13 protein-coding genes are annotated in these 12,635 nt (G+C 70.6%); 5 read left to right on the top strand and 8 right to left on the bottom strand.

Annotation, left to right across the window (positions count from 1 at the left end):
- Positions 1-63: 63 nt before the first annotated feature.
- From JG616_RS00210 to JG616_RS00235, 6 genes are read right to left on the bottom strand one after another with little or no spacing between them, the layout of a single operon-like run.
- Positions 64-912: a hypothetical protein gene (locus JG616_RS00210; protein WP_235972833.1), complete on the bottom strand. Its 849-nt coding sequence runs from the start codon at positions 910-912 to the stop codon at positions 64-66.
- Between the two features lie 56 nt (positions 913-968).
- A complete protein-coding gene (locus tag JG616_RS00215; protein WP_199361967.1) occupies positions 969-1,676 on the bottom strand; it encodes a hypothetical protein in 708 nt (235 codons plus the stop codon).
- Positions 1,677-1,704: 28 nt separating this feature from the next.
- Entirely contained in the window at positions 1,705-2,751 is a 1,047-nt protein-coding gene (locus JG616_RS00220; RefSeq protein ID WP_235972835.1) for a hypothetical protein, read from the bottom strand.
- The gene (locus tag JG616_RS00225) at positions 2,748-3,620 is read right to left on the bottom strand and encodes an ABC transporter ATP-binding protein (RefSeq protein ID WP_199391322.1); all 873 of its coding nucleotides are present in this window, start codon (positions 3,618-3,620) and stop codon (positions 2,748-2,750) included. The genes JG616_RS00220 and JG616_RS00225 overlap by 4 nt, the downstream gene beginning before the upstream one ends.
- Complete coding sequence (locus JG616_RS00230; RefSeq protein ID WP_199361969.1) at positions 3,617-3,979, bottom strand: GntR family transcriptional regulator; 363 nt, start codon at positions 3,977-3,979, stop codon at positions 3,617-3,619. Before JG616_RS00230 ends, JG616_RS00225 begins: the two co-directional genes overlap by 4 nt.
- Positions 3,980-3,983: 4 nt before the next feature.
- Positions 3,984-4,226 carry a hypothetical protein gene (locus JG616_RS00235; RefSeq protein WP_199391323.1) on the bottom strand — a complete coding sequence of 81 codons (243 nt, stop codon included), beginning with the start codon at positions 4,224-4,226 and terminating at the stop codon, positions 3,984-3,986.
- 184 nt (positions 4,227-4,410) lie between these two features.
- Here JG616_RS00235 and JG616_RS00240 point away from each other — a divergent pair, with 184 nt between their 5' ends.
- From JG616_RS00240 to JG616_RS00260, 5 genes are read left to right on the top strand one after another with little or no spacing between them, the layout of a single operon-like run.
- Entirely contained in the window at positions 4,411-5,355 is a 945-nt protein-coding gene (locus JG616_RS00240) for an FKBP-type peptidyl-prolyl cis-trans isomerase (RefSeq protein ID WP_199391324.1), read from the top strand.
- A gap of 31 nt (positions 5,356-5,386) precedes the next feature.
- Entirely contained in the window at positions 5,387-6,142 is a 756-nt protein-coding gene (locus JG616_RS00245) for an FKBP-type peptidyl-prolyl cis-trans isomerase (protein ID WP_199361972.1), read from the top strand.
- A 3-nt stretch (positions 6,143-6,145) separates the two neighbouring features.
- Positions 6,146-7,492 carry a UDP-glucose/GDP-mannose dehydrogenase family protein gene (locus JG616_RS00250; protein ID WP_199361973.1) on the top strand — a complete coding sequence of 449 codons (1,347 nt, stop codon included), beginning with the start codon at positions 6,146-6,148 and terminating at the stop codon, positions 7,490-7,492.
- Positions 7,489-7,707, top strand: coding sequence for a SlyX family protein (locus JG616_RS00255; RefSeq protein ID WP_199361974.1), 219 nt, complete (start codon positions 7,489-7,491; stop codon positions 7,705-7,707). The genes JG616_RS00250 and JG616_RS00255 overlap by 4 nt, the downstream gene beginning before the upstream one ends.
- 6 nt (positions 7,708-7,713) lie before the next feature.
- Positions 7,714-8,436 carry a DUF2058 family protein gene (locus JG616_RS00260; protein ID WP_199391325.1) on the top strand — a complete coding sequence of 241 codons (723 nt, stop codon included), beginning with the start codon at positions 7,714-7,716 and terminating at the stop codon, positions 8,434-8,436.
- A gap of 259 nt (positions 8,437-8,695) precedes the next feature.
- On the opposite strand, the gene JG616_RS00265 is transcribed toward JG616_RS00260, so the two are convergent.
- Positions 8,696-9,904 (bottom strand): MFS transporter, encoded by a 1,209-nt coding sequence (locus tag JG616_RS00265; RefSeq protein ID WP_199391326.1) that lies wholly within the window; start codon positions 9,902-9,904, stop codon positions 8,696-8,698.
- A 19-nt stretch (positions 9,905-9,923) separates the two neighbouring features.
- Positions 9,924-12,611, bottom strand: coding sequence for a methionine synthase (gene metH, locus JG616_RS00270; RefSeq protein ID WP_199391327.1), 2,688 nt, complete (start codon positions 12,609-12,611; stop codon positions 9,924-9,926).
- Positions 12,612-12,635 lie beyond the last annotated feature (24 nt).

Consider the following 12,635-nt stretch of genomic DNA (forward strand, 5'->3'; position numbering starts at 1 on the left):
GTGGGAGCCGCCGCGCCCACTGTGGCCGCGATGGCCGCATCGCCTGCATCGCTCGCAGCGGCGTCAGCGCTTGCGCGGCAGGTCGGCCTGGCCGGAAACGCCCGCATGGTCGACCGAGCCGCTGCCCACCGCGCGCACGCGCAGGTTGCCGCCCACGCCATGGATGTCGACGTCACCGGAGCCGATCGAGCCCACGCTGACGTTGCCGCCGACGCGTTCGAGTGCGATGTCACCCGAGCCCAGCGAGCCCACGTCCACGTTCCCGGTGACGTCCGCCAGTTCGACGTCGCCCGAGCCGACGCTGCCCACGCGCGCATCGCCGCGCACGCCGCGGACGGTGACGTCGCCCGAGCCCACCGAACCGAGGTCGAGGCTGCCGATGTCGGCGAGCCCGATGTCGCCGGAACCCACGCGGGCGTCGACCGGCCCGCGGATGCGGCGCGCGTCGGCATCGCCGGAGCCGACGGTCAGGCCGAGACCGGCCAGGCCCGTGGCCTGCAGATCGCCCGAGCCGAGCTGGACCTCGACGGGCAGGCCGTCGGGCACGCGGCCGGCGAGGTCGAGCCAGGCGTAGCGGTTGCCGAGGTTCCATCCGCTGCGCTCCTCGCGGACCAGGCGCACCACCAGGGCGTCGCCTTCGCGCGACTGCTCCACGCGAAGCCGGGCGAGTTCCGCGGCGCTCGAGCCGCAGGCGCGGCCCTGCAGGCTGCCGGCCTGGCCGGGCTGGCCGTCCAGGCGCAGCCGGCCGTTGCCGACGTGGAAGCGGACGCTGCGGGCGTCGCCGATGTCGAGCACCAGGGACTGCGGTGCACTGTGGCTGCAGGCGCGGTCGTCGTCGGCGCGTGCGACGGGCGCGGCGGCCAGTGCGAGCGCCAGCAGCGGGAAGAAGAGGGGAGTCGCGGTCGGTCGCATCGGAACCTCGCTCAGGCGTGGAGACGGGTGGTCGGTGGGTGGCGGCGCGCGCGCGATCAGGCCCGGGTGCCGCCGTCGGTGGCCGCGTCTTGGACCTCGTTGCTGCAGTCCTCCACGTCCTGCGGCGTCATCGTCGCGTAGGGCGCGAATGCCGGCAGCGCGGCGGCCAGGGCCTGCTGGCTGTCGTACAGGGGCGGGAGCAGGGTGCACAGGCGCATGGCCTCGTCCTTGATCCGACCGGCCTCGGCTTCCATCCTGGCCTCGAAGGCACGGCGGCCTTCCTCGCCGCCGAACACCGCCTCGCCAAGCCCGCCCAGGGCGGTGCCGGCGATGTCGGCACCCTGGGCGCCGATCGCCATGCCCGCCAGGGCCACGTCCTCGAGATGGCGGCGGTGCGCGAGCAGCAGCGCGCGCTGCGCGGTCGAGGCCTCCACCGGCTCACCCGCGATCAGGAGGTCGCCCGAGGGGGTGATCTCGGCCTTCGGCAGGTCGCTGTCCGCGGGGGTGCTGCCGTAGTTGCGCCCGTTGATGCTGATGCGCGTGCCCTGGCCGACCTGGATGTTGCCGGCGCGCAGCTTCTGCCCCGCCTGCTCGATTGCTTCGGCGGCCTTGCGCCCGATGAAGCTCCGGTCGGCGTCGGTCTTCGCCTCGGCAACCGCCGGCGCGGCGGCGGGCGGCGGGTCCTGGGCGCGCTCGCAGCCAGCGGCGACGAGCACGGACAGGGCGGAGGCCAGCAGGATGGACGGGCGGGTCAGTGGCGTCATGGTGGATCCTCCTCGAAGTCGCATGGGTTCAGCCCTCGTCGCGCCAGCGGCGCAGCCGGGTGGCCAGCAGCAGCATCACGATGCCGACCGCCGCGCCGATCCAGGTCTCGGCCTGGAACAGGTTGGACCAGACCGCGGACGGCTCGATCAGCGCCACCATCGAATCCTGGCCGGCATCGAGGCCGCCGATTCGATGGATGTCGTGCCGGGTCAGCGGCACCACGCCCAGCAGCAGGCGGGCCACGATGTGGCTCCAGAACCACTCGGCGCCCAGGTCGAACAGGCGCATCACGCTGAACATGCTGACGAAGAGACCGGACAGGATCGGGACCAGCAGCGCCCACAGGAAGGGCACGCTGCGCGCCCAGGCCGAGCACAGCATCAGCCAGCCGACGGTGGGCAGGGCCCACACCGCGTAGACCGGGATCGCAGCCAGCACATAGGCGGAGACCTGCAGCGGATTGCCGGGGCCCCAGATGAGCTCCCAGGGGTTGCCGCCATGGGCCATGACCATGACGCTCAGCAGCAGCAGGAAGGCGAACATGGTCACGATCGCGGCCAGCGTCGCCAGCAACGGGATCACCAGGGTCGCGCTGACCACCTTGGACAGCACGGTCTCGCCGTCCGACAGCGGCAGCGACTTCCAGAACAGCACGCTGCGGTCCTTGCGCTCGTCATACAGGGCGCCCAGGCAGTAGAAGAACATCACGAACACCATGACGATGTACGGCCAGACCGAGGCCATCAGCATGGTCATGTCGATGCCGCTGGCCAGCTGCGCCTTGTCCTCGGCGCTCAGCCGCTCGGCCAGGGCGCCGAGGTCGAGGCCGTTGATCGTCATCGTGCGGCCGTCATCGAGGTGGAAGGCCGCGTCGCTCTGCGCGTTGCGGATGCCGATCGCGGCGATGACGAAGAACACCGCGGTCAGCAGCAGCGAGATCGCGCCGGCGATCACCGGCGCCCAGAGGAAGCCGCCGCGGTGCTCCCAGTATTCGCGCCGCAGCAGCATCTGGAAGCGGTGGGTGGCATGGGCCGGGGCCTTCGCCACCGGCAGGGTTTCGGCTGTGGCGTTCATGCGTAGGTTCCCTTCATGGTGGCGACGAAGAGGTCGGCGAGGCCCGGGGTGCGGGTTTCGCCGTAGGGGGCGAGGGCGCTGCGCTCGACGCCGTCGAACAGCATCACGGTCTTGCCGAAGGGCAGGCTGCGCTCGTCGATCGGCGCCAGCGCGCGGGCCGCGTCGGCCTGGCCGGCGTCGACCAGCACCTCGGTGAAGCGCTGCGCGAGGTCGTCCATCGGCGCGTCGAGCACGATCTTCCCGTCGCGGATGAACAAGGCGTCGGTGAGGATGTGCTCGACCTCCTCGACCTGGTGGGTGGTGATGACGATGGTCTTCCCGTCATCGAAGTAGTCCTCCAGCAGGCGCTGGTAGAACTCCTTGCGGTACAGCACGTCGAGGCCGAGCGTCGGCTCGTCGAGCACCAGCAGGCGCGCATCGATGGCCATCACCAGGGCCAGGTGCAGCTGCACGATCATGCCCTTGGACATCTCGCGCACGCGCATCTTCGGGGTCAGCTTGGTATTGGCCAGGAAGCGCTCGCAGCGCGCGCGGTCGAAGCGCGGATGCACGCCCTCGACGAAGGCGATCGCCTCGCGCACCCGCATCCAGCGCGGCAGCACGGCAACGTCGGCGATGAAGCAGACGTCGTTCATCAGCTCGTTGCGCTGGCTGCGCGGGTCGCGTCCCAGCACCGACAGGTCGCCCTGGAAGGGGACCAGGCCGAGCACCGCCTTGAGCGCGGTGGTCTTGCCGGCGCCGTTGGGGCCGACCAGGCCGACGATCCGGCCGGCCTCGATGCGGAAGCTGGCGCCGTCCAGCGCGGGCTTGCCCTTGTAGGCCTTGCGCAGGCCACGGGCGTCGATGACGGCGGTGTCTTGGCGGTTCATGCGGAATCCCCTTCGCGCAGAAGTTCTTCGGGTGAGAGGCCGAGCAGGCGGATGCGTTCCAGCACCTGCGGCCACTCTTCGGTCAGGAAGCGCTCGCGTTCGTTGCCGAGCAGCTTCTTCGAGGCCTGGTCGGTCACGAACATGCCCAGGCCCCGGCGCTTCTCCACCAGGGCCTCGTCGGCCAGCTCCTGGTAGGCGCGCGACACGGTGATCGGGTTCAGCTGGTACTCGGCGGCGACCTGGCGCACGGAGGGCAGGGCGTCGCCGGGCTTGAGCTGGCCATCGAGCATCATCGCGATGACCCGCTCCTTCAGCTGGCGGTAGATGGGAGCGCCATCGCTCCATTGGATGCCGGACATGGTTTCAGCCTCCGATGCGACGGACGCCGCGGGCAAACGAGAAGTAGGGCATGGCCAGTCCGCGGCGGTTGAGGGCGGTTCCACGGCGTTCGCGGATGCCCGGGTCCGCGTCGCCGACCGCCGCCGCGGCCGGGAGGCCGGCGTCGTCGGTTGGCGCGAAGCCGGGCGTCGCGAACAGCGCGATGGCGGTCAGGGCGAGGCCGCTGGCAGCCAAGGCGATCAGTGTGTTGTCGAGCTTGCGGTTCATGGTGGCCGTCCTGCTCTGCATGACTGGTGTTGTATGCAACTATAACACCACCACACACCCGGTCAAGTCCCCGGCAGCCCAACTGATGGCACGGGGTGCCGCGGTCATTGCCGGGGCCGCGCCGGCCCGCGACAATAGGCCCAGACGCCGCGGATCGCGGCCCGAGTCCAGGAGCACCCCCCTGATGAAGTCCCTGCTGCGCGGCCTGGCCGCGTTGTCCGTCGCCGCGGCCCTGTCGCTGGCACCCGCCATTGCCCAGGAGAATGCCGTGCCGTCCAGCGAGCGCGAGAAGAACAGCTACATGATTGGAATGGATGTCGGCCGCTCGATCGAGGCGGTCGGCCCGGACCTCGACCGCGCGGCCTTCCTGCGCGCCGTGCGCAACGCGTTCGACGGCGGCAAGCCGCTGCTGTCGGAAGCCGAGGCGGCCGAGATCGGGCCTGCGCTGATGCAGCGCGTCGGCGTGCGCAGCGGCCAGTCGATGCCCGGGATGGCGCCCGGCAGCGAGCCGCCGCCGGTGGCCAAGGACAAGGTCGGCCTGCTGGTCGGCGCCGACGTCGGCCGTTCGCTGGCGCCGCTGAAGGACGAGGTGGACCTGGCGGTGTTCGGCCGCGGCGTGGCCACGGTGCTCGACGGCAGCCAGCCGCTGCTGGCCGAGGCCGAGCTGGCCTCGCTGCGCGAGACGTTCACCGCCCGCATCCAGGAGCGCATGCGCCAGGAGAGCGAGGCGGCCGCGCGCGAGAACACGGCCGCGGGCGCGGAATTCCTCGCCACCAACCGCACGGCCAAGGGCGTCGTGACCACCGGGTCGGGCCTGCAGTACATGGTGCTGCGCCAGGGCTCGGGCCCGCGTCCGCCCAACGGCACCGCGCAGGTGCGCGTGCACTACGAAGGCCGCCTGCTCGACGGCACCGTCTTCGACAGCTCCTACGCCCGCAATGATCCGGCGACCTTCGGCCTCGCCCAGGTGATCGCCGGCTGGACCGAGGGCCTCCAGCTGATGCCGGTGGGCGCCAAGTACCGCTTCTGGATCCCCTCCGGGCTGGCCTACGGCCGCAACGGCTCGCCGGGCAGCATCCCGCCGAACGCCACCCTCGTCTTCGACGTCGAACTCCTGCAGCTGCCGTGATCGCAGCTCGTCCCACTTCCGAGGTCTCCCGATGAACACGCTCGCACGCGCCACCGCGACCAGCCTGCTGGCCGCTTCGCTCCTCCTCGCCCTGGGCGCCTGCAAGAAGATCGATCCCGACGCGCCCAAGCCCGCCAAGGCCGGCGCCACGCCGTCCTCGCTCGAGATCGAGGGCCTGGCCACCGAAGAGGAGCAGGCCGGCTACGCCATCGGCCTGCAGATCGGCTCCACGCTGGCCGAGATCAAGGACGACGTCGATTTCGACGCCATCGTCAAGGCCATGCGCACCTCGATGGACGGCGAAGCGCCGCTGATGGACGAGGCCCAGGCCCGCCAGGCCTTCGAGGCCTTCGGCCAGCGCATGCAGGCGCGCATGGCCTCGGGCAACCGCGAGGCCGGCGAGGCCTTCCTCGCGACCAATGCCAAGCAGGAAGGCGTGCAGGTCACCGCCTCGGGCCTGCAGTACAAGGTTCTGACCGAAGGCACCGGCCCGAAGCCGGGCCCCGAAAGCCGGGTCAGCGTGCACTACAAGGGCTCGCTGCTCGACGGCACGGTCTTCGACAGCTCCTACGAACGCGAGGAACCGGCGGTGTTCACCCTGTCGAGCGTGGTGCCGGGCTGGCAGGAAGGGCTGCAGCTGATGCCGGCGGGCAGCAAGTACATGCTCTGGCTGCCGAGCGGGCTGGGCTATGGCGACGTCGGCACGCCGGGCGGTCCGATCGCCCCGGGCAGCGCGCTGGTGTTCGAGGTCGAGCTGCTGGACGTCCTCGCGGATCCGGCGGAGTAGGCCATGCGCGTCAGCATCTTCGGCACCGGCTACGTCGGCCTGGTCACCGGGACCTGCCTGGCCGAGGTCGGCCATGACGTGCTGTGCGTGGATGTGGACGCGGGCAAGGTCGAGCGCCTGCACCAGGGCGTCATCCCGATCTACGAGCCGGGCCTGGAGCCGATGGTCAAGGCCAACCACGCGGCCGGCCGGCTGGACTTCACCACGGATGCCGCGCGCGCCGTCGCGCACGCCGAGGTGGTGTTCATCGCGGTCGGCACGCCGCCCGACGAGGACGGCAGCGCCGACCTGCAGTACGTGCTGCAGGTCGCGCGCACCATCGGCGAGCACCTCGAGCGCCCGGCCATCGTCGTCGACAAGTCGACCGTGCCGGTGGGCACCGCCGACCGGGTGCGCGACACCATCGCCGCCGCGCTCGCGGCGCGCGGCGTCGACGTGGCCTTCGACGTGGTGTCCAACCCCGAGTTCCTGAAGGAGGGCGCCGCGGTCGAGGACTGCATGCGCCCGGACCGCATCGTGCTGGGCGTGGAGAGTCCGCACGCCGAGGACAGGCTCAGGCGCCTGTACGCCCCGTTCAACCGCAACCGCGACCGCTTCGTGGTCATGGACGTGCGCTCGGCCGAGCTGACCAAGTACGCGGCCAACGCGATGCTGGCGACCAAGATCAGCTTCATGAACGAGATCGCCAACATTGCCGAGCGGGTGGGCGCGGACGTGGAGATGGTGCGCAAGGGCATCGGCTCGGATCCGCGCATCGGCTGGCACTTCATCTATCCCGGCGCGGGCTATGGTGGCTCGTGCTTCCCGAAGGACGTCCAGGCGCTTGCGCGCACGGCCCAGCAGGTGGGGCACCCGCCGCTGCTGCTGGACGCGGTGGAGGCGGTGAACGAACGCCAGAAGGGCCACCTGCACGAGCTGGTGATGCGCCACTACGGCGACGGCGGCATCGCCGGCAAGACCTTCGCGGTCTGGGGCCTGGCCTTCAAGCCGGACACCGACGACATGCGCGAGGCCTCGAGCCGGCGGCTGCTGGCCCAGCTCTGGGAGTCGGGCGCGCGCGTGCAGGCCTATGACCCGGAGGCGCGGGACGAGGCCGGCCGGATCTTCGGCGAGCGCGACGACCTGGTCCTCTGCGACTCGGCCGCCGACGCGCTGGACGGCGCCGACGCCCTGGTCGTGGTCACCGAGTGGAAGCAGTTCCGCAGCGTGGACCTGGAGCAGGTCCGGTCGAAGCTGGGCGACGCGGTGGTCTTCGACGGGCGCAACATCTACCGCCCCGAAGACGCCGAGGACGCCGGCCTGGCCTACTACGGCATCGGCCGCGGGCGCTCGGTCCGGGCGCGCCAATGAGCGCGACCGGCATCGAGGCGCGCGTGGTCGAGCTGGAGACCCGGCTCGCCTTCCAGGAGCAGGCCATGGCCGAGCTGAGCGATGCCCTGGCCGAGGCGCGGCTGGAGCTGTCGCGCAACGACGTCCTGCTGCGGCGCGCCCTGGACGAACTGCAGTCCAGCCGCCCCGGCGTCACCGGCGATCCCGCCGACGAACCCCCACCGCCGCATTACTGAAGACCGATGAGCGATACGTTGCGCGACCAGCTGCTGGGACTCGGCTTCAAGCCGGCGCCGGTGGCAGACAAGCCGAAGGGACCCCGACGCCAGGACGGCGAGGGCGGACAGCAGCGCGCGGGCAACCCGCGTGGCGGCAAGGGCGCGCGACCGGGCCAGGTCGATCGTCGCCGCGAAGGCCAGCCGCCCCGCGACGGCCGAGGCGCTGCGACAGCGCAGCGCGGCTCGCCGGGCGCAGCCGCGCCGCAGGGCCAGGCACCGTCGAAAGGTGCGGCCAGGCGTGCCCGCGCCCCGCGCCCGACCGGCGACATCGACCTCGCCAAGGCCTACGCGATCCGCGCCCAGCGCGAGAAGGACGAGCGCATCGCGGCCGAGCGCGCGAAGCAGGAAGCCGCACGCCTGCGCCGCGAGGCCCAGGCGAAGGTGGCCACGCTGCTGGACGGCAAGGCGCTCAACGCCGCCGACGCCGACCACGTGCGGCATTTCGAATACGGCGGCAGGATCAAGCGCGTGCACGTCACCGCCGACCAGCTGCGTGCCCTCAACGCCGGCGAGCTCGGCGTGGTCCAGCTCAACGGCCGCTATCTCCTCGTGACCGCCGACACCCTGGCGGAAGCCGAATCCGTGTTCCCCGCGTGCGTCGCCCTCAAGGTCGATCCGAACGCCGCACCGGGCGCCGATCCGTACTCCGACCCGAAATACCAGGTGCCGGACGATCTTGTCTGGTGAGGGAGTCGAAAGCTTTTTTGCCGCGGATGACGCGGATCACGCGGATTCGCGCGGATAGGGCAGGAGCTTTGAGGCGGGGTGACCCCGTCGTCGTCAGGTCCAGGCTGCCCACGCGACCTCTTGTGCGCGCCGAAAGGAACCGCGGCGACACCCTGATCAAAGAAAGCTTCATTCTCGCCTCGGCCAGATCTGCGTAAATCCGCGTGATCCGCGTCATCCGTGGCAAAAAAAATGCTCCTGCTTTTTCCCGCCAGTCGCCTTATCCGCGGCTATCCGTGGCCAGGCTTCCGTCCCCGCCAGTGCGCCGACGCGGCACCACCCAGGTCCAGGTGATGAGGCAGCCGAGGAGGGCGAAGGCGCCGGCGGCGAGGAAGGCGGCGCGACCGTCGCCCAAGGGCCAGAGCTGGCCGGCGATCAGGGCGCCGAGGACGCCGCCGAGGCCGGAGGAGAAGCCGTAGAACAGGCCCTGCGCGTGGCCGTTGAGCGGGCCCGGGAAGTGCCGGGCGAGGAGCTGCATGGCCGCGGCGAAGAAGGCGGCGAAGCTCAGCGCATGGGTGGCCTGGGCCACCAGCATGACCGGCATGCTTTCGGGCCAGAGCGCGGTGGCCCACCAGCGCAGCACCGCGCTGGCCATCGACACCAGCAGCAGCCAGCTCGGATCCCAGCGGCGGAAGATGCGCGAGATGGTGAAGAACACCGCGACCTCGAACACCACGCCCACCGTCCACAGCAGGCCCAGGGTCGAGGTCGAATAGCCGAGGCCGTCCATGTAGACCGAGAAGAAGGTGTAGTAGGGGCCGAAGGACAGCTGTTCGAGGAAGGCCGCGACCAGGAACGCGGCGACCCGCGGCTGCCGCACGATCGTCCAGAAGCCGGCGCCGGCCTTGCCGCGCGGCCCCACGTGTCCGGCGTCGCGGTTGGCGAAGGCGCTCACCGCCATCAGCGCGAACAGCGGCAGCATCGCCCAGGGCAGGATGCCGGCGCCGTGGCGTTCGATCAGCCAGCCGAAGCCGGTCGTGACCAGGATGAAGCCGATCGAGCCCCAGACCCGGATCGCGCCGTAGCGGTGCGCGTCGGCGCCGAGGTGGCCGAGCGTGATCGCCTCGAACTGCGGCATCACCGCGTTGTAGAAGAAGCAGAAGGCGATCATCGCCGCGAACAGCGTCCACTCCGGCTGCTCCGGCAGGAAGCAGGCGAAGCTCGCCACCGTCAGCACGCAGCCGATGCGCAGCCAGCGGATCGGCCGCGGCGAGGCCGCCGCGATCGTCGCCCACGCGCTCGGTGCGACCACGCGCGTCGCATACCACAGGCTCATCATCACGCTGATCGCGGTGATGCCCATGCCGCGCGACTGCAGGTGCATCGCCCAGTAGGGCGTGAACGCGCCCAGCGCCGCGTAGTAGGTGAAGTAGAAGCTCGACAGCCGCACCACCGGTGCCGCCGCCGCGGTGCGGGCGTGCTCGATCATCGACGTGCCGGTGCCGTGCTCAGTCGGGATCGTAGTCGAGGTTGGAGGCCAGCCACTGCTCGACCTGCGCCAGCGGCACGCCGCGGCGCTTCGCGTAGTCCGCGGCCTGGTCCTTGCCCACGCGGCCTACCACGAAGTACTGGCTGCCGGGGTGGCTGAAGTAGTAGCCGGACACGGCCGCGGTCGGCAGCATCGCGAAGCCTTCGGTCAGCTCCATGCCGGCATTGGCCGTGGCGTCCAGCACGCTGAACAGCTGCTGCTTCGGACTGTGGTCGGGGCAGGCCGGGTAGCCGGGCGCCGGTCGGATGCCGCGGTAGGCCTCGGCGATCAGGGCCTGGTTGTCGAGCGCCTCGCCCGCCGCATAGCCCCAGAATTCGGTGCGCACGCGCCGGTGCAGGTGCTCGGCCAGGGCCTCGGCGAGGCGGTCGGCCAGGGCCTTGAGCAGGATCCCGCGGTAGTCGTCGTGATCGGCGCGGAAGCGCTCCAGGTGCGGCTCGATGCCGATGCCGGCGGTGACCGCGAACATGCCCATCCAGTCGGGTACGCCGCTGTCCTTCGGTGCGATGAAGTCGGCCAGGCAGAAGTCCGGGCGCTCGACCGGCTTGTCGACCTGCTGGCGCAGGAAGGGCACGGTGACGCTGTCGCCGGGCGCGACCTGGAGTTCCACGTCGTCGCCGACCGCTGCCGCCGGGAACAGGCCGAACACCGCCTTCGCGGTGAGCCACTTCTCGCGGATGATCGTGTCGAGCATAGCGCGCGCGTCGCGGTAGAGCTCGCTGGCCGCCGGTCCGACCACCGCGTCCTCGAGGATCGCCGGATAGCGCCCGGCCAGCTCCCAGGCCTGGAAGAACGGCGTCCAGTCGATGGTCTCGACCAGGTCGGCGAGCGGGTAGTCATGGAAGGTGGTGATGCCGGGCCTGGCCGGCGTCGGAGGCGCGTAGCCGTCCCAGCCGCCATCGAAGCGTTGCCCGCGCGCCTTCTGCAGGGCCACCAGCCGCTTGGCATCGCCGCGGTTGCGATGGCGTTCGCGGATGCCGGCGTAGTCCGATTCGCAGGCGGCGACGAACGGCCCGCGCAGCTCGGGCGAGACCAGCGACTGGGCCACGCCGACCGCGCGCGAGGCGTCCTTCACCCACACCGTCGGAGACCGGTAGTGCGGATCGATCTTGAGCGCGGTGTGCGCGCGCGACGTGGTGGCGCCGCCGATCATCAGCGGGATGGTGAGGCCCTGGCGCTGCATCTCGCGCGCGACGTGGCCCATCTCCTCCAGCGACGGGGTGATCAGGCCGGACACCCCCACCAGGTCGGCGTTCTCCGCCACGGCGGTGTCGATGATCGTCTGCGCCGACACCATCACGCCGAGGTCGATGACCTCGAAGTTGTTGCAGGCCAGCACCACGCCGACGATGTTCTTGCCGATGTCGTGGACGTCTCCCTTGACGGTGGCCATCACCACCTTGCCGTTGTTGCTGGCGGTGTCGCCGGTGCGCAGCTTCTCGGCCTCGATGTAGGGCAACAGGTGGGCCACCGCCTTCTTCATCACCCGCGCCGACTTCACCACCTGCGGCAGGAACATCTTGCCGGCGCCGAACAGGTCACCGACCACGTTCATGCCGTCCATCAGCGGACCTTCGATCACGTCCAGCGGGCGCGTGGACAGCAGGCGCGCCTCCTCGGTGTCTTCGACAACGTACTGGTCGATGCCGTGCACCAGCGCATGGCTCAGGCGCGCGCGCACGTCCTTGCCGCGCCAGGCGAGGTCCTCGGTCTTTGCCTGCCCCTTGCTGCCCTTGTAGCGCTCGGCCAGCGCCAGCAGGCGTTCGGTGGCGTCCGGGCGGCGGTTCAAGATCACGTCCTCGACGTGGTCGCGCAGCTCCGGGTCGAGGTCGTCGTAGATCGGCATGGCGCCGGCGTTGACGATGCCCATGTCCATGCCCGCGGCGATCGCGTGGTACAGGAACACCGAGTGGATCGCCTGGCGCACGGTCTCGTTGCCGCGGAACGAGAACGAGACGTTGGAGACGCCGCCCGAGACATGGCAATGGGGCAGCGTCGCCCTGATGACGCGCGTGGCCTCGATGAAGTCCACCGCGTAGTTGTTGTGTTCCTCGAGCCCGGTGGCGACCGCGAAGATGTTCGGGTCGAAGATGATGTCCTCGGGCGGGAACCCGACCCCGTCGACCAGGATGCGGTAGGCGCGGGTGCAGATCGCGACCTTGCGTTCCGCGGTGTCCGCCTGGCCGTCCTCGTCGAAGGCCATGACCACCGCCGCGGCGCCGTAGCGCAGCACCTTGCGCGCCTGTTCGACGAAGGCCTCCTCGCCTTCCTTGAGCGAGATCGAGTTCACCACGCCCTTGCCCTGCAGGCACTTCAGCCCGGCCTCGATCACCTCCCACTTCGAGGAATCGACCATCACCGGGATGCGCGCGATGTCCGGCTCCGACGCGATCAGGGTCAGGAAGCGGGTCATCGCCTTCGCCGAATCGATCAGCCCCTCGTCCATGTTGACGTCGAGGATCTGGGCGCCGCTGGCGACCTGCTGCCGCGCGACCTCGACCGCCTCCTCGAAGCGGTCCTCCTTGATCAGCTTCCGGAACTGCGCGCTGCCGGTCACGTTGGTGCGTTCGCCGACGTTGACGAACAGCAGCTCCGGCGTGATCTCCAGCGGTTCGAGCCCGGACAGCCGCGTGTACCTGGGGACGTTCATCGCGGGACCTCGGGGAAAGACAGC

It is taken from the genome of Luteimonas sp. MC1895, assembly GCF_016457215.1.
Taxonomy (GTDB): domain Bacteria; phylum Pseudomonadota; class Gammaproteobacteria; order Xanthomonadales; family Xanthomonadaceae; genus Luteimonas.